Below are 16,100 nucleotides of genomic sequence, written 5' to 3'. Positions count from 1 at the left end.
AGGATATCCTACAAAAACACTTGACTTTGTTCTCTCCAGAGGGCATAATTTCATAGGAGGTCGATAGACCTACAGCATTGAGACGAAGGAGGTTCTAGATATGAAGTTCGGAGAACTGCTTCAGAGCGGGGATTGGAAGGGCGAGAAACACGTACCGGTGATCGAGGCTCCCGAGAAGGTGAAGGCGGGAGAGTCTTTCGACGTAACCTTGAGCGTCGGCAAGGAGATAGCCCATCCCAACACGACGGAACATCACATCTGCTGGATAAAGCTTTCCTTCAAGCCCGAAGGGGATAAGTTCGGTTACGAGGTGGCCAAGGTCGATTTCGACGGTCACGGGGCCTCCGTGAAGGGAGCCAACGAGGGGCCGGTCTTCACCGATCCCTACGGTGTGGTGAGGTTGAACCTGAAGACCTCTGGAACCCTCATAGCCACTTCCTACTGCAACATCCACGGTTTCTGGGAGTCCTCTCAGGATATCGTAGCGGAGTAAAGCAAACCTTTGTCCATGAGAAAAGGAGGCCTCAGGCCTCCTTTTTTTCGTCCACATCGTTTTCGACCGAGGGAAGGGGAGGCAGGTCGCTTCCGAAGGGGAGACGGGGCATATCTTCCTTGCCTATGGCGAAGTCCTCGTCCCGTTCCATTTCGTCCAGTACCTCCTTGGCCTCGGCGCTCCCGCCTTCCATAGCCATGGTAAGCCATGTCTTGGCGGCTTTCACGTCCCTGGAGACGGCGTTTCCCCTCTCGTAGAGGCATCCCAGATAGAACTGTGCGTCCCTGTACCCCTCCTCGGCCGCTCTGGAGAACCAATGGAAGGCCGAGCTCTCATCGGGAGATAGATAGGGGCCTCCGTAGAGATACAGGACCGCCAGGTTGTACTGGGCAGGTACGTAGCCCTGTTCCGCCGACAGGGAGAACCATCTCAGAGCCGCCGGGTCGGACTGAGGAAGCCCCTCTCCCGTTATGTAGCGGATGCCCAGTTCGCACTGGGCCGGGGCGTATCCCGCCTGGGCCGCTCTCTCCATCCACATGATCGCCGACGATCGAAGCTCTTCGTCTCCCGAGTCACAGAGGCACAGTCCCAGGTTGTACTGGGCCTGGAGGTTTCCCTGTTCCGCCGATTCGGAGAACCAGCTCATGGCGGCGCTATGGTTCTTTACCAGACCGTCTCCCTTCAGGTACATGGCTCCCAATGTGAACTGGGCCTTGTCCGACCCCTGCTCTGCGGCTTTTCTTATCCACTTCACCGCTTCCATCTTGTCGGGAGACACCAGTTTACCTTCGTCGTAAGCCAGGCCCAGTCTCAACATGGCCCGCCTGTCTCCTGCGGATGCGGCTTGATAGAGTCTGTTAAGGGCCGAGATCTCTCTCACAGGACCTCCGTCGTCTCCGGCGAAGAGACACCCCAGAGAATAGGGGGCGTCCCAGCTTTCGGCCTCGATAGCCTTTTCAAGCAGCTCTATCGCCCTTTGTCTGTCTTTTTCGACCCCTCTGCCCTTTTGATAGAGCAGAGCCAGGTTGTAAAGGGCGTAGGGATCTCCCTGTTTTGCGGCCTTGCCCAGCCAGGCCGCCGCGGCGGAGGGCACGAGAGCCACTCCGTCTCCCCGTTCGTATTGGACTCCCAGATTACACTGAGCTCCAGGATGACCCTGGAGAGCCGCCTTTCTGAACCATCTGGCCGCCTCGGCTGTGTCCCTGGGGACCGCCTCTCCCCGAGAGTAGAGCAGTCCCAGGTTGTACTGGGCCGATGGATAGCCTGACTTGCCTGAGGCTATTAAATGCTCGATGGCCTCCTTCTCGTCTCTAGGAACTCCGGCTCCTCGAAGGTACATCAGTCCCAGTGCGCATTGGGATTCGGCGTTTCCCCGGTTTGATGCCTTTCGGAACAGTTCCGCCGCCTTCGAGAGGTCTCTGGGAATCTCATCGCCCTCTCTGTACAGCGTTCCGAGGGAGTATTGGGCTTCCGGGAGCCCCAGTTCGGCCGCTTTTTCCAGCCATAGGAGCGATTTTTCCAGGTCCTTGGGCAGGGAGGAGCCTTTTCTGTAGATAACAGACAGGTTGTACTGGGCCTCCGGTATACCCTGTTCCGCCGCCCTCCTGTACCAGAGAGCCGACAGGGTTGGGTCCTTCTCGACCCCTGTGCCCCTTTCGTAAAGGGTGGCGAGGGCGTACTGAGCCGGTCCGTGCCCCTGTCTCGCCGCCAGTCCGAACCAGTTCGCGGCTTCCTTGAAGGAGCCTCCCTGTTGGCGGCATAGCTGACCCAGGAGGTACTGTGCCTCCGGGTTGCCCCTGTCGGAAGCCATCTTGAGCCAGTCCTTGGCCTCCTCTTCCCTTCCGTTTCGGAGGAGGAACGCTCCGTAGGATAGTTGAGAATCGTCGTATCCCTCTCTGGCCGCTTTTTCGAGCCATTTATCCGCTTCCTCGACCAGTTTGGGATCGTCGCTTTTTCCCAGGAGGATCCCCAGATCGTGCTGAGCGTAGATATGGCCTCCCTCTGCCGCCTTTCTCAGAAGCTCGACGGCCTTGCCCTCGTCTTTCTCGATTCCTCTGCCGAGGGAGAGAAGCCTGCCTAGGTTGTAGCATCCCGATATGCTGCCCCCTTCGGCCGCCATGGCGAACCACCTGGCTCCGTCTTCGTAGCGGGGGGCTCCCTCGTCGGGGCTCATCGCCATCATACCCAGTGCTATCTGGGCCGTCTGGTGTCCCTGGGAGGCCGCCTTCTCGAGCCAGTAGGTCGCCTTATAGTTGTCCTTGGGCGTTCCCTCTCCGTCTCGGAACATCAGGCCGAGGTTGTACTGTCCGTCGGCGGATCCGCCCTTCGCCGCCTCTTTGTACCACTTCATTGCCTTGCCCTTGTCCTGGGAGACTCCGTTCCCCTGATCGTAGAGGTATCCCAGGGTACACTGCGCCAGAGGGTCCCCTTTTTCCGCCTCCGGGAGGAGGTGGGTATAGGCGTCCTTGTATCTTTTCTCCGAGTAGGCCTTTACTGCCTGTCTCATGTCGGCTTTCGCCGGACCCGCGGAGAGGAGCATGGATAGAGCGAAGGAGAGGAGCGTAGCTCGTTTTATCGTCTTAGAGGAAAGTCTCATCTTTCGTTCCTCAGTCCATCGACGCCAGGTATCTCAGGAATTCCCTGATATCCTCCCCGCTCGTCCAGGGCACGTTGAAATTTTTTGCGTCCCTGAGCGAGTTATCCCTTCTCCCGAGCACGATACAGCTGAAGTCGCTGTTGTTGAAGGCGATGTCCAGCTTGTAGCGGGTGGTGAAATCTTCGTCCAGGACGACGATCTTCCCGTCCGGGGTCAGACACGGTCTGAGCCCCTTTTCCTGGAAAAGCCTCTCTATTTTGTTGGATAGTACGTCGGCGATATTCTCCATGGACCGTCATTCCTTTTCTTGGTGTCTTAAGTCCCAGCCCCGTGAGCCTAAAGTCCCTAGGGCATGAGCCTCTAGCAGTGTTTTGTCCATCCAAGTATAACAGAACCGATCCCTTTGGATATGAAAAAGGCCTTCGATCTGCCAATCGAAGGCCATGCGAGTGGGGTGAGGAAAGTCCGTTTTTAGCGGATGCCCTCGAAAGGACCGCGATAGCGAACCGAGTTGACCTCGAATTTCGCCGCGAACCGTCGCTCCTGGGGTATGGGGTCGCAGAGGGTGTAGCCTACGAAGGGGCCCTTGAATTCCTCGGCGACGTAAAAGGTTGCGTTGCTTCTCATCGTGGTTGTGGTCATGATCGACACTCCTTTTCTAGGCTTGATTTTCCTGTCTCTTGTTTTTCTTCTCTGTTGTGAGTCGGGTATAAAAAAAGCGGGGTCCTCTAAGAGGGCCCCGCTCTCGGCAGATCGTCGTCACATGGCGACAACGGCACCGGGAGGAGACCCGCAGCCGATAATTAGGACGACTATCATGACGATTATGGATATGTTAAAGCTTCTTCCTGCCATCTCGGGTTCCTCCTATCCGATCGTTGTCTGAAAAGTTTAAGTTATTCTATCTCCGGTCTTCGGGGCTGTCAAGTGGCTAACGGAAAAAATGTAGGGCATCTGTAAAAACTCACGTCCGAGGAGTGACGTTTTTAGAGATGCCCTATTAGGAACGATTGTGATTTTCTATCTTACCCTCTCGATGATATACTTTCGTTAAGGATAAACGAGGTTTTCTAAAACGGCTTTCGTGAGCTTTTGATTTTTGATATGGAGGATTGAACATGATTACTTTGGCCGGTATGGATAGCGAGAGTATAAAGGCCCGAAAGGGCAGGGTTATGCTCGTGGGAGTCTGTCTCTTTTTGTTGGGGGCTCTGGCTGTGTCCATGCCCTTCATGGCTTCGCTGGCGGTGGAGACGTTGGTGGGATGGCTCATGGTCTCCGCCGGTGTCGTCCAGGCCGTCAGCGGATACAGGGAGAGACGGCAGGGCCGTAGCGGAGCAGGGGCTTTCCTGTGGGCTCTGTTGGCCGCTATGACGGGGATAATACTTTTGGCCAAGCCCCTGAGCGGCGTGGTTACCCTGACCATGATCCTGAGCGTCTACTTTGTCCTCGAGGGAGTCTTCAAGGTCTTCACCGCCCTTAAGCTCAGAGGGCTCGTAGGATGGGGCTGGCTCTTGGTCAGCGGTATCCTTTCGCTCTTACTGGCGGGGTTGATCTGGCATAACCTTTTCGCCGCTGCCTGGGGAGTCGGGCTTCTGGTGGGCATAAACCTGCTCTTCACCGGGGCGACTTTGTTCGCCCTCGGGGTGAGACTTGGAAAGGAGCCATCGTAGAATGAGACTTCTGACCAGAAGCGACTTCGACGGCCTGATGTGTGCCGTGCTTTTGAAGGAGATGGGGGTTATGGACGAGAGGAAGTTCGTCCATCCCAAGGACATACAGGACGGACTGGTGGAGGCCGACGAGAACGACGTTCTGGCCAACGTCCCCTATCTTCCGGGATGCGGTCTGTGGTTCGACCATCACGCTTCCGAGGTGGAGAGGGAGGAGATGTTCCGCCACCACTGGGAGGGGGCCTGCGATCCGGGTGCCAAGAGCTGCGCCAGGGTCATCTTCGACTATTACGGTGGAGCGGAGGGGCCGCTCGCAAGACTTAGCTATCTGGTGGACGTGGCGGACAAGGCGGATTCTGCGGACTTCTCCAGGGAGGAGATACTGAATCCGGAAGGGTGGGTCCTTCTGTCCTTCGTCATGGATCCCAGGACCGGCCTGGGCCGTTTCAGAGACTACAGAATATCGAACTACCAGCTCATGGACGACCTGGTCGAATATCTGAGAAACCACGACATAGACGAGATACTGGCCCTGGAGGACGTCGAAGAGAGGGTCGTCCGCTACAGGAGACATCAATCCCTTTTCAGGGAGATGCTCACCAAAAAGAGCAGAGCCGAGGGAGACGCCATAGTCATAGATTTCGTCGGCAACGACGAGGCCTACGTCGGCAATCGTCATATAGAGTACGCCCTTTACCCCGATCAGAACATCTCCGTCTGGCTCTTCGACGGCAAGAACGCCGAGTTCTGCGTGATATCGGTGGGACACTCCATCTTGAACAGGACCTCCTCGGTGGACGTGGGAAAGCTCATGCTCCGTTTCGGAGGGGGAGGTCACTTCAGGGTGGGCACCTGTCAGATTCCCTACGAGGATCGCCACAGGGTACTGGAGGAGATTCTCGAGGAGATCAACGACGGCAGTTCCACTTAAAAAGATTCGTAAATATTTCGTTTAGGGAGACGGCTGAAAAGCCGTCTCCCTTTTACTTTATCGTCATCTTGTCGTTACATCCCCGACATCCTGGTCCTGTACCCTCTGAATGGAGGTGGTATCGGTGTCGGGAGCGACTATATTGGAGATATTTCCGTCCCGCGCTTTGGAGGAAGTTCTCTGTCGAAACGGGGTGAAGACGGTGTTTCAGCCTGTGGTGGATCTTTTCGGTGCCAAGATATGGGGCTACGAGGCCCTTTCCAGGGGAGTTCCCCCGATGGATTCACCGACGGAGCTTTTCGACGCCGCCGACCGGTTCGGGAAGCTCTGGGAGCTGGAGCAGATGTGTCGTGACAGGGCGATGGACCGTATGTCCTCCGTAATAGACTCGGAGGACAAGAGATTTTTCATCAACGTGACCCCTACCGTGTTTCTGGACGACCGTTTTCCAGAGAGCTTCAACGGCTTCGTGGTGGAGCGTTGCGGTATAAGGGCGTCCAGGGTGGTGATCGAGCTGACCGAGAGGGCGGAGGTCTCGGATTACGGCAAGCTCTCCCGTCGGGTGGAGGAGATGAAGGAGCAAGGATTCCGGATAGCCATAGACGACATGGGATCGGGGCACTCGGGGCTTCTCATGTTGGCCTCCTGCATACCGGACTACATAAAGCTGGACATGGGGCTGGTCCGGGATATCCACGAGGAGCCTAGAAAACAGCATATAGTCCGCTCTCTCATAGGCCTGGCGTCCCAGGTGGAGTCTAGAATAGTCGCCGAGGGGGTCGAGACCTGGGAGGAATTGGAGACCCTCATGAGGCTGGGCATAAGGTTCGTCCAGGGATTCCTGTTCGCCGTGCCCTCCGAGGGGCCGGCGGAGCTGGCCGACGACTTCAGGGAGAGGGTGCAGTCCATATGGAAGGACCTACAGCAGAGGGAGGGCGAGAACCTGGACGGCTTGCTCTCTCTCACCACCAGGGCCAAGGCGATGCAGAAAAACGAGTGTTCCTGCAAGGAACTTTGGTATCTGATGAAGAACACCGCCGAGTTCGACCACGTGGTGGTTCTTGACGGGGCGAAGCCGGTGGGACTGATAACTAGAAACGACTTCGCCGCCAAGATGGGCGGGGCCTACGGTTTCCATCTCTTCCAGAACCGACCTATAGAGGAGGCGGCGAAGAGGAACTTTCTGTCGGTGAGCCACAGTTGTTCGGTCCGTCTTCTGTCCCGGCTGGCCATGGAGAGGTGTCCCGAGGATATCTACGATCCCGTGGCAGTGGTGGACGCCAGAGGCGGCTATCTAGGGACGGTCACCATGAAGCAGGTGATAGCCCGTTCCGCCGAGATAGAGATCCGTCAGGCCCTGACCTGCAATCCCCTGAGCGGCCTCCCCGGAAACCAGGACATACAGCGCTGGATATCCTGCGCCCAGCAGGGAGGAGGGGCCTTCTCTCTGATATACGCCGACCTGGACCGCTTCAAGGAGTACAACGATACCTACGGATTCGTCGAGGGGGACGAGCTGATAAAGCTCACGGCGTCGGTCCTTCAGGAGGGGCTCATGGAGCTGGGATGCCGGGCCATGGTGGGCCACGTGGGAGGCGACGATTTCGTCGCGGTTATCTCCGGCCCCTTGCCGGAGGACTATCTCGACGCCATATGCAGGGAGTTCGACCGCCGCAAACTCGTTCACTTCAAGGACGAGGACGTTCGAGCCGGAGGATACAGATCCACCGACAGAAAGGGGGAGGTCTGTCGAGTTTCTCTGGTAACCCTCAGTCTGGCTGTGTTGGACAGCGGCAGACTGGGTGACTCCCTCCATCCGGCGAGGATCGCCGAGATAGCCGCATCTCTGAAGCATATGGCCAAACGACGCACCTCCGAGCTGGGCAGGAGCGCCTGGGTTCAGGAGAGGCGATCCTATAGCACCTCCGAAGGGTAGGTTTTCCGATATGTCCCTGAGAAAAAAGCTGGTCTTTCTGGTGATAGCCATATGCGTCGCCATGGCCGGTCTGTCTCTGCTCTCCTCAAGAGGAGCCAGGGCGACCGTATCGGACCTTCTGGACGGAGGGCAGAACAGGGAGAGCAGGAGCTCCGCCGCGGCGGTGGCCAACTGGCTGAGGTCCATGGAGAACGTCCTGACCACCGGGAGCAGAAACCTGTCCTTCATGATAGAGGACCTGGGGCTTCTTCCGGGAACCGCCGGGAACTACATGAGAAACCTGACTGAGACCTCTCTTTCCATGGGGCTTTCCGACATCTACCTGGCTCTTCCCAACGGTCGTTTTATGGACGGAAACATGTGGTTTCCCGAGGAGGACGATTACGATCCCAGGGCGGAGGGGTGGTATAGGAGAGCCGAGGAAGAGGGAGCCATGGTGCTCTCGTCCCCCTGGATCTCCCCCAGATCGGAGGAGCCTGTCATGACGCTCTCTCTGCCGGTCTACTCCCTGTACCAGGAGGGGCGGCTGCTGGGGGTGATGGGAGCGGATATTCCCGTGTCCTCCTTCGTCTCGGAGATAGATTCTCTCTCCTCCGATGGGGCGGTTATACTGACGGCGCCGGACGGAGGGGTCTTGGCGGACAACCTTGACGACGGCGAAAGGGAGTCTATGGCGGCGGTATTCGACGCGATCGAGGAGGGAAGTTTGGACGAGGTCCCGGTCAGGACCGTGGACATCGCAGACAGCCGCTACAGAGTGCTCTCCTTCCTTCTTCCCAAGGGACTCTTTCTCTCCCTGGCCTCGGACGAGGCGTCTCTGCTGGCCCCTCTCAGGAGAATCGAGAGAGGTCAGACGGCTCTGGTGGCCATAGCGTTCGTCCTGGTGTCTCTGGTCATGTGGCTGTTCTGCCGGAGTTTTATGAACCGCATCGCCAGGCTCACTTCCGTGGCCGAGGCGGCCATAGGAGGGGATCTCACCGTCCGCTGCGCCATGGCGGGATGGGACGAGCTGGCCCGGGTCGGAATGGCCATGGACGGCCTGGTGGACTTTCAGAGGACGGTACTCCAGACACTGAGGGACGGAAACGGCAGCATCCTGTCCAGCTCTTCCGGACTAGGGCAGGTGGCGGGCAGAATAGAGAACGTCTCCGCCGGGTTGCAGGAGGCCAGCTCGATATTGACCGAGGCCATGAACGAGAGCATCGAGGCGGTCAAGGCCGCCGAGGAGGGGGCTGCCTCCGTGACCGAGGGAGCCCACCACGTGGCGTCTTTGGTGGAGGAGGCAAAGAGAAGTTCGGACAGGACTCTGGGAGAGGTTCGAAAGGCCACGGAGCTGGCCCGCCAAAACGGCGGAGGCATGGCCTCCCTGGCCGAGGATTTCACCTCCGTGTCGTCCGTGGCGGAGAGGCTGAGAGAGGGAGCCTCCGGCATAGAGTCCTTCGTCACCACCATAGGGAACATAGCGGAGCAGATCAACCTGCTGGCCCTGAACGCGGCCATAGAGGCGGCCCGGGCCGGAGAGTCCGGCAGAGGTTTCGCCGTGGTCGCCCGCGAGGTCAGAGATCTCTCCGAGGAGAGTCGAGCCGCTGTGGCCAGGATAAGGGCTCTTTCCGACTCGGTCGTCTCCGACGTCACGGAGTTGGGAGGGATAGCCTCCGAGGGCGACGAGGCGGTTAAGGCGAACCAGAGCAGGTCGGAGAACCTCTATCTGGCGTTGGAGGCCATAGAGGCGGAGGCGGTGGACGTAAGCGAGAAGGCCGCCGGAGTGCTGGAACGGTCGGAGAACCAGACGAGACACAACGGCGAGGTCTCCGCCATGCTGTCCAGTCTCTCCGAGATGGCCGCCAAGGCGGCTCTGAGGGCGGCAGAGCTGGAGGATTCGGTGACGTCCCTCCTGGACGGAGTAGCGGGGCTCGGCCGGGAGAACCGAATCCTCGTCGACCTGGCGGGGCGACAGGAGGCCCTTATAGACCGTCATCGCCTCTAGGGGTGATGAATATTTCGAATTTTGGGTCTTTTATTTTCCCCTTGTCGTATAATGCTAACCGTGGTATCGTCTCATCCAACAACGAAATAAGCTGTTTATCCAGAGTCGGGGGAGAGAGTCAGCTCGCAGATCCCGCACCAACCTGCTTTACGGCAAGGTGGTCCTGCTGACATCGATGAGGAGCGACGGTCCTTTAAAAGGCCTTCCCATCGGGAAGGCCTTTTAAAGGACCGTAAAATATCCTTGAGGAGGCGTTTTCACCATGAAGAGAATCGCGTTTTTGGCGGCTTCGGTCCTGATAGCCGGGCTGATCCTGTCCGGTCCGGCAGTTGCCGGGACCTTGGTAGTAGGGGCTACTCCGTTACCGCACTCGGAGCTTCTGGAACTTGTAAGGGGAGATCTCGCAGAAAAGGGCGTCGATCTGAAAATAGTTGAGTTCACCGATTACGTCAGGCCCAACATGGCCCTGGACGAAGGGTCGTTGGACGCCAATTTCTTCCAGCATCTGCCCTATCTGGAGGGTTTCGCCAGGGATCACCGCCTGGATCTCGTCTCCGCCGGATCTATACACGTGGAGCCCCTGGGTCTCTACTCGGGAAAGCACGACTCTCTAAACGACCTCCCCGACGGGGCGGTCATAGCGATCCCCAGCGACAGCGTCAACGGAGGCCGCGCTCTGCTGCTGCTCCAGGCCGAGGGGTTGATCTCCCTCTCCGATTCGTCCGGGCTGGAGGCTACCGAGTTCGACGTTGAGGACAATCCCAAGGATCTCCGTTTTCGTCCCATCGAATCGGCTCAGCTTCCCCGGGTCCTTCCCGACGTGGACGGAGCGGTCATAAACGGAAACTACGCCATGGAGGCTGGCCTGAAACCCACCGAGGACGCCCTGTTGCTGGAGGGAGCCGATTCTCCCTACGCCAATATAGTGGCGGTAAGGGCCGGCGATGCCGACAGGGAGGACGTGAAGGCTCTGGTGGAGGCTCTCCAGAGCGACAGGGTACGGGATTTCATACTCGAAAACTACGGAGGAGGGGTCGTTCCCGCCTTCGGACCGGGCAAGAAGTAAGCCGCTGAAGAGAAGGGTGGAGTCGGACTAGACCGGCTTTACCCTCCTCTTTCTCCAGGATATCGAGTTTCCTTTGCCCATGTCCATCCGTCTTCCCGCCGCTATTAACGCCTCGGATATGGAGTCAAGCTCCGGAAGATGGTCCAGTTCCAACCCAGTCTTGCCCGGATAGAGCCTGTAATGATCTCGATAGCGAGGCGGAGTTATGTTGGGCATGAGGACGTTAGCCCCGGCGGCAAGCATGGCCTCTCGTCCTCCGGGAGACAGGGAACCGGCGGCGGTGGTGGCCGGTATGTTGGCGTCGGGCAGCATCAGCCTGAGCATGGCGGTCAGCCTGACCGTCTCCTCCATGGACCCGGACGGACAGTGGGCCAAGGGGGTCTCGGGATTGGCTATGAAGGGCCCTATCCCCACCATGTCCAGGTCGAGGTCCCTGCACAGGGCCAGATTTCCCCGGCTTGTCTCCTCGGTCTCGCCGGGCAGTCCCACCATGAAGCCAGAGCCCAACTCGATACCGGCCTCCCTCAGGTCGACCAGGGCCTTTAGGCGTTCCGAGAGGGAAACCCCGTCTCTGAGCAGTCTGTGGAGCTCGCCGTCGCAGGTCTCGAACCGCAGAAGATAGCGGTCCGTTCCGGCGGAGGCGAGGGCTCGATAGTCCTCTCTCTCCATGATGCCGCAGCTCAGCGTTACAGCCGCCTCCGGAGCCCGCCTTTTTATGTCCTCCACGGTACGGCAGAGCCTCGAGGCGGGCCATGCCGGGTCCTCTCCTCCCTGAAGGACGAAGGTCCTTATCCCGGCCCGGTATCCCTGGTTCACCGAGGTGAATATCTCCTCTTCGTCCAAACTGTATCGACGGACCCGGCTGTTGTCCCTTCGAAGGCCGCAGTAGAGGCAGTTCTGGCGGCATCGGTTTGTGAATTCAAGTAGACCGCGAATCCACACTCCGTCGCCGTAGCGGCTCCTCCTGAGAGCGTCGGCCTGACGGATCAGCGTTATTTCGTTCTGTTCGTTCAAAACGATACGCTCCTGTAAAGTGCGTGCTCCACCGGGAAGGGCTCGAGGGCTCTAGGTAGAAGCCCTTTCCCCCAGGCGAGAAACAGGCCGTAGTTTGTTCCGGGGATTTTGTTTTCCTTCAGAAGCGAAACTCTCTTCATCATTTCTCTTCTGGTTACCATGCAGCCGGCGCAGTTGATGACGAAATCGTAGTTGCGCAATTCATTGGAAGAGGGGATCTCCTGTTTTAGCTCGAAAGATACGTCGGGGCGGACCTTCTTTCTGAACAGGTTCGGTATCTTCACGGTCCCTATGTCGTCGTTCATCCTGTGATGTTTGCAGGCCTCCAGGACCAGGATTCTTCCGCCCGGCGGTACTTCCTTTAGTTTTCCCAAGCTCTCTACAAAAAAGCCCAGGTCCCCTTTCTTTCTGGCGAAGACGATGGAGAACGAAGTGAGCAACTGGTCTTCCGGTAATGCAGCCCCAACCTCTGAGAAGGCTTGGCTGTCCGTTATAACCAGTGAAGGTCTTTCCTTGAGGGCGTCGTAGCAATGGGAAAGCCTCTTCTCCGTCGTTACCGTCATCACGCAATCCTTGTCCAGGATGTCCCTTATAGTCTCAACCTGAGGCAGTATCATCCTGGCCTTCGGGGCCGAAGCATCTATAGGCGTGACCAGCAGAATCATCTCTCCCGCCTGGACTAGTCCCTCCAACGGAGTTATTTCTCTCTCAATTTTGTCGGAGAAACGTTGCAGAGCCATGTCCAGATCCTCTATTCCGTGACCGGAACGGTTGTCCACCAGTATTTTCCTGAATCCCGGGGCAAACACGCTTTTTTCGTCGCATATGCCCGAATCTGCGAAGGTCAGCACCGTCAGACATGGCAGGTTTCGCCGTCTAAGCCTCTCTGCGAGGGCCTCTTCTTGCGCCGTCGGGGGGACGTCTCCTCTGGTGACGAACAGGACTATGTCCGCCGTCTCCAGTTTGCGTTCGCTTCTCTCGACCCTCATGGATCCGAGCTCGTCGTCGAGGTCGTCGAATCCGGCGGTGTCGACCACCGAAACCGGGCCCAGAGGCCCCATCTCCATGGCGTGGACCACAGGATCGGTGGTGGTGCCCGGCCGGTCCGACACTATGGACGCCGAGGTGCGAAGCAGGTTGTTGGTCAGAGACGACTTGCCGCTGTTTCTAAGTCCGTAGATCACCAGGGTCAGCCTCTCCGCCTTGGGGGTGGTCAGCATGGGAGCCCTCCTCTCACAGATAGCGGCGGATATCTTCCCGGTCCTTCCTCTTCTTCGGCCTCGGCCTGTCGTCGGGCCATCCGACCGTCAACATGACGTCGAGCCGCGAGGTTTTCGGAAGTCCGAGGGCCGATTTGACCGCCTTTTCGTTGAACCAGCCTATCCAGCAGGTGCCGAGTCCCAGCTCCGTCGCCTTGAGGGTCAGGTGGTCCACCGCTATGGCTACGTCCATGGTCTCGTACCTCACGTTTCGGACCATCCCGGCGAGCCACGGGGCGGCCTTCTCCCGTTTCAGGGTCTCCACCGCCACTATGACCGGGGCCTCCTGGACGAAACGGTTCAAACCCCTGCCGTATATTCCCGAGTTCATGGCGTCCGCAACCGCGTTTTTAGCCTTCTCCGATCGACATACGTGAAAAAACCAGGGCTGGGAGTTGCAGGCGCTGGGGGCCATTCGGGCCGCGTCCAGACAGGCCTCGAGGATTTCCTCGGGAACTGGTTCGGGGCTGTATTTTCTGACGCTTCGCCTTTCAATAATAAGACGGTCAAGCATGGTCCTTCGGTTCCTCTCCGAGCCACCGGGAGATGGCCGCCTTTACCGATCTCGACATCTCGAATGAAAAGGGTGCGCCGTTTTTTCGAAGGTACATTTTCTGCGCTCCGTTTTCCGCAGGGGCCCCGATCTTCGTTATGGACCACAGTCGTCTGTGCTCTTCCATGATATCGAAGACTTTTTCGTCCGTCTTACGGTAGACGTCTCTGTGGACGACGATCTCCATCGGAAGTCTCCCTCTTCGTGGAGGCCGTTCTCCGTCGGGGTAGTGACCGTAACATACCAGAGCTATCGGAAAGGTCCACCTGGGAAGGTCGAAGATTTCCCTGTGTCTCTCGTAGTTTTCCATGATATCGCCTATATAGCACGATCCTATTCCCAGGCTTTCGGCCGCTATTACCGAGTTCTGTGCGGCTATCAGGGCGTCGCAGCAGCCGAGCATCAGGTCCGATTCCTCCGGTTCCCGCCAGGTCAGTCCGTGTTCGTCGCACATTTTCGGCACCCCTCCGTGGACGAAGAAATCGTGCCATCTCTGCTGATCGGCCAGAAAAAGCAGCACCAGAGGGGCCTTGGCTATGAAGGGCTGACCGTCGCAGGTCTCGACCAGACTTTCCTTTACCGCTTGATCGGTTATCTCGATTATGGAGTAGAGCATCATGTTTCCCGCCGTGGGAGCCGCCATCGCCGCCGATAATATGGAGAGACGTTCCTCCTCGGAAATCGGACGATCCGCATAACGGCGCAGCGATGTCCTGGTTTGCAGCGTTTTTTCCGTGGCGTTCATCTTTCTCCCTCCTTTTCGTTGAGCAGGAGAATAAGGTATCCGGCGGCCTTCGGGCCGCCGGAGTGTGTTTCGTCAGATCTTATGACGTTTGAAGTAGTGCGTGTGGAGAAGGTGATGTGATTTCTCACCCAGCGGTTTGCCGAGATATTCCTCGTAAAGCGCCTTGATGGAGGGATTTTCGTGGGATTTGCGTATCGGCTTGCCCTGGTCCTCCCTGTAGAGCGCCTCGGCCCTCTTAGCTATTATATCCATGTTTCCGTGATGGTAGGGCTGTCCTCCGCCGCCTACGCAGCCTCCGGGGCATGCCATTATCTCTATGGCGTGGAACGGTTCGACCTCGTTGTTTTTCACCGCGTCCAGAAGTCGTCTCGCGTTGCCGAGTCCGTGGGCTATACCGATGTGAAGGGTCAGATCTCCCACGGGGATCTTTGCCTCTCTGCACCCTTCCAGTCCTCTGAGGACCTCGAACTCGACCCTGTCCAGACTATGCCCGGTGGCCCATTCGGCGGCGGATCGTACCGCAGCCTCTATGACGCCTCCGGTGGTGCCGAAGATTACGGCGGCTCCCGTGGACGCTCCCAGCGGATCGTCGAAGTTCTCGTCCGGCAGGTTGCGGAAGTCTATGTTGGCCCTCTTTATGAGATGTGCCAGTTCCCTCGTTGTGATCGATATATCCACGTCGGGATTGCCGTTTACGGAGAACTCCTCGCGGGCGCATTCGTATTTTTTCGCGAGACAGGGCATTATGGACACAACGACCATCTTTTCCCTGGGGATGTCCAGCTTTTCTGCGTAGAAGCTCTTGGCTATGGCGCCGAACATCTGCTGGGGCGATTTAGCCGTCGAGGGAACGTCCAGAAGATCGGGGTACTGGTGCTCGAAGAACTTGACCCATGCGGGGCAGCAGGATGTCAGTATGGGAAGCCGGACGGATGTGTCGCCTTCAAGATGTCTCGTGAGCCTGTCCAGGAACTCGCTGGCCTCCTCCATGATGGTGAGATCCGCGGCGAAGTCGGTGTCGAATACGTGGTCGAATCCCAGCCTTCGAAGCGATGCGGCCATCTTGCCTGTTACCAGAGTGCCCGGTTCGTATCCGAATTCCTCGCCGAGGGCGGCGCGTACCGCCGGAGCGGTCTGGACGACCACGACTTTTTCCGGGTCGGCCAGAGCTTCGATAACCCTCCAGGTATAGTCTCTCTCCACGAGGGCTCCTGTGGGACATACGGCCACGCACTGTCCGCAGAAGGTGCAGACCGACTCTTCCAGAGGCATCTCGAAGGCCGGAGCCACAACGGCGTCGAATCCCCTGTTTATTCCCGAGAGGGCTCCGACCGTCTGTACCTCGTTGCACATGGTCTCGCAGCGGCGGCACATTATACACTTGTTCATGTCCCTCTCTATGGCGGGAGATACGTCCTTACGGTAGGTGCTCTGGGAGCCTCCATCGAAACGGTTCTCCCTGAGTCCGAACCGCTCTGCCAGTTCCTGAAGCTCGCAGTTTCCGCTTTTTGCACAGACCAGGCAGTCCTTGGGGTGATCGGAAAGAAGAAGCTCCAGGACGGTCTTTCTGGCGTGGAGGACCCTGATGGTGTTGGTGCGGACCACCATGCCGTCGGTGGCCGGCGTCGCGCATGAGGGGGCCAGGTTGCGTCTTCCCTCCACCTCCACCACGCATATTCTGCACGACGCTCCCTTATTGACCATCGGAGTTCCCTCGAGATCGAGGTGGCAGAGCGTGGGTATGTCTATGTCCAGCTTCTTGGCGGCGTCCAGTATGGTGCTCCCCTCGGGGACCGAAACGGAGCGTCCGTCCACGGTGAGATCTATCATCTTGGTCATATCGTCCA

Annotated in this window: 14 protein-coding genes; 6 read left to right on the top strand and 8 right to left on the bottom strand. The window is 58.2% G+C overall.

What is annotated here, in order from left to right:
- Positions 1 to 100: 100 nt before the first annotated feature.
- Entirely contained in the window at positions 101 to 493 is a 393-nt protein-coding gene (locus L2W58_RS11025; protein WP_236103398.1) for a class II SORL domain-containing protein, read from the top strand.
- Between the two features lie 31 nt (positions 494 to 524).
- Here the strand turns inward: L2W58_RS11025 and L2W58_RS11020 are convergent, their stop codons facing one another.
- The 3 genes from L2W58_RS11020 to L2W58_RS11010 form a co-directional block, all read right to left on the bottom strand.
- On the bottom strand, positions 525 to 3,089 hold the full coding sequence (locus tag L2W58_RS11020) for a tetratricopeptide repeat protein (RefSeq protein ID WP_236103397.1): 2,565 nt from the start codon (positions 3,087 to 3,089) through the stop codon (positions 525 to 527).
- 10 nt (positions 3,090 to 3,099) lie between these two features.
- A complete protein-coding gene (locus L2W58_RS11015) occupies positions 3,100 to 3,378 on the bottom strand; it encodes a hypothetical protein (RefSeq protein WP_236103396.1) in 279 nt (92 codons plus the stop codon).
- A 182-nt stretch (positions 3,379 to 3,560) separates the two neighbouring features.
- On the bottom strand, positions 3,561 to 3,731 hold the full coding sequence (locus L2W58_RS11010; protein WP_236103395.1) for a hypothetical protein: 171 nt from the start codon (positions 3,729 to 3,731) through the stop codon (positions 3,561 to 3,563).
- Between the two features lie 476 nt (positions 3,732 to 4,207).
- Here L2W58_RS11010 and L2W58_RS11005 point away from each other — a divergent pair, with 476 nt between their 5' ends.
- The 5 genes from L2W58_RS11005 (at position 4,208) to L2W58_RS10985 (ending at position 10,682) form a co-directional block, all read left to right on the top strand.
- Positions 4,208 to 4,762, top strand: coding sequence for an HdeD family acid-resistance protein (locus tag L2W58_RS11005; RefSeq protein WP_236103394.1), 555 nt, complete (start codon positions 4,208 to 4,210; stop codon positions 4,760 to 4,762).
- 1 nt (position 4,763) lies between these two features.
- On the top strand, positions 4,764 to 5,693 hold the full coding sequence (locus tag L2W58_RS11000; protein ID WP_236103393.1) for a DHH family phosphoesterase: 930 nt from the start codon (positions 4,764 to 4,766) through the stop codon (positions 5,691 to 5,693).
- A 124-nt stretch (positions 5,694 to 5,817) separates the two neighbouring features.
- Entirely contained in the window at positions 5,818 to 7,629 is a 1,812-nt protein-coding gene (locus L2W58_RS10995; RefSeq protein WP_236103392.1) for a bifunctional diguanylate cyclase/phosphodiesterase, read from the top strand.
- A 10-nt stretch (positions 7,630 to 7,639) separates the two neighbouring features.
- Positions 7,640 to 9,616: a methyl-accepting chemotaxis protein gene (locus tag L2W58_RS10990; protein ID WP_236103391.1), complete on the top strand. Its 1,977-nt coding sequence runs from the start codon at positions 7,640 to 7,642 to the stop codon at positions 9,614 to 9,616.
- Positions 9,617 to 9,878: 262 nt separating this feature from the next.
- Positions 9,879 to 10,682, top strand: a complete 804-nt coding sequence (locus tag L2W58_RS10985; RefSeq protein WP_236103390.1) for a MetQ/NlpA family ABC transporter substrate-binding protein — start codon at positions 9,879 to 9,881, stop codon at positions 10,680 to 10,682.
- A 27-nt stretch (positions 10,683 to 10,709) separates the two neighbouring features.
- On the opposite strand, the gene hydE is transcribed toward L2W58_RS10985, so the two are convergent.
- From hydE to L2W58_RS10960, 5 genes are all read right to left on the bottom strand, one after another.
- The gene (hydE, locus tag L2W58_RS10980; RefSeq protein WP_236103389.1) at positions 10,710 to 11,696 is read right to left on the bottom strand and encodes a [FeFe] hydrogenase H-cluster radical SAM maturase HydE; all 987 of its coding nucleotides are present in this window, start codon (positions 11,694 to 11,696) and stop codon (positions 10,710 to 10,712) included.
- Entirely contained in the window at positions 11,693 to 12,916 is a 1,224-nt protein-coding gene (gene hydF, locus L2W58_RS10975) for a [FeFe] hydrogenase H-cluster maturation GTPase HydF (RefSeq protein WP_236103388.1), read from the bottom strand. The genes hydE and hydF overlap by 4 nt, the downstream gene beginning before the upstream one ends.
- Positions 12,917 to 12,929: 13 nt before the next feature.
- Positions 12,930 to 13,469, bottom strand: a complete 540-nt coding sequence (locus tag L2W58_RS10970) for a nitroreductase family protein (RefSeq protein ID WP_236103387.1) — start codon at positions 13,467 to 13,469, stop codon at positions 12,930 to 12,932.
- On the bottom strand, positions 13,462 to 14,253 hold the full coding sequence (locus L2W58_RS10965; protein ID WP_236103386.1) for a nitroreductase family protein: 792 nt from the start codon (positions 14,251 to 14,253) through the stop codon (positions 13,462 to 13,464). The genes L2W58_RS10970 and L2W58_RS10965 overlap by 8 nt, the downstream gene beginning before the upstream one ends.
- A 72-nt stretch (positions 14,254 to 14,325) precedes the next feature.
- The gene (locus L2W58_RS10960) at positions 14,326 to 16,092 is read right to left on the bottom strand and encodes an NADH-dependent [FeFe] hydrogenase, group A6 (protein ID WP_236103385.1); all 1,767 of its coding nucleotides are present in this window, start codon (positions 16,090 to 16,092) and stop codon (positions 14,326 to 14,328) included.
- Positions 16,093 to 16,100 lie beyond the last annotated feature (8 nt).

Source organism: Dethiosulfovibrio faecalis (assembly GCF_021568795.1).
Lineage (GTDB): Bacteria > Synergistota > Synergistia > Synergistales > Dethiosulfovibrionaceae > Dethiosulfovibrio > Dethiosulfovibrio faecalis.
This window is presented reverse-complemented; position numbering and strand designations above follow the sequence as displayed.

What these genes read in the sequence shown, in the direction of transcription:
- L2W58_RS11025 (WP_236103398.1), top strand. Translation starts at nt 101, where the DNA reads ATGAAGTTCGGAGAACTGCTTCAGAGCGGGGATTGGAAGGGCGAGAAA.
- L2W58_RS11020 (WP_236103397.1), bottom strand. Translation starts at nt 3,089, where the DNA reads ATGAGACTTTCCTCTAAGACGATAAAACGAGCTACGCTCCTCTCCTTC.
- L2W58_RS11015 (WP_236103396.1), bottom strand. Translation starts at nt 3,378, where the DNA reads ATGGAGAATATCGCCGACGTACTATCCAACAAAATAGAGAGGCTTTTC.
- L2W58_RS11010 (WP_236103395.1), bottom strand. Translation starts at nt 3,731, where the DNA reads ATGACCACAACCACGATGAGAAGCAACGCAACCTTTTACGTCGCCGAG.
- L2W58_RS11005 (WP_236103394.1), top strand. Translation starts at nt 4,208, where the DNA reads ATGATTACTTTGGCCGGTATGGATAGCGAGAGTATAAAGGCCCGAAAG.
- L2W58_RS11000 (WP_236103393.1), top strand. Translation starts at nt 4,764, where the DNA reads ATGAGACTTCTGACCAGAAGCGACTTCGACGGCCTGATGTGTGCCGTG.
- L2W58_RS10990 (WP_236103391.1), top strand. Translation starts at nt 7,640, where the DNA reads ATGTCCCTGAGAAAAAAGCTGGTCTTTCTGGTGATAGCCATATGCGTC.
- L2W58_RS10985 (WP_236103390.1), top strand. Translation starts at nt 9,879, where the DNA reads ATGAAGAGAATCGCGTTTTTGGCGGCTTCGGTCCTGATAGCCGGGCTG.
- hydF (WP_236103388.1), bottom strand. Translation starts at nt 12,916, where the DNA reads ATGCTGACCACCCCCAAGGCGGAGAGGCTGACCCTGGTGATCTACGGA.
- L2W58_RS10970 (WP_236103387.1), bottom strand. Translation starts at nt 13,469, where the DNA reads ATGCTTGACCGTCTTATTATTGAAAGGCGAAGCGTCAGAAAATACAGC.
- L2W58_RS10965 (WP_236103386.1), bottom strand. Translation starts at nt 14,253, where the DNA reads ATGAACGCCACGGAAAAAACGCTGCAAACCAGGACATCGCTGCGCCGT.
- L2W58_RS10960 (WP_236103385.1), bottom strand. Translation starts at nt 16,092, where the DNA reads ATGACCAAGATGATAGATCTCACCGTGGACGGACGCTCCGTTTCGGTC.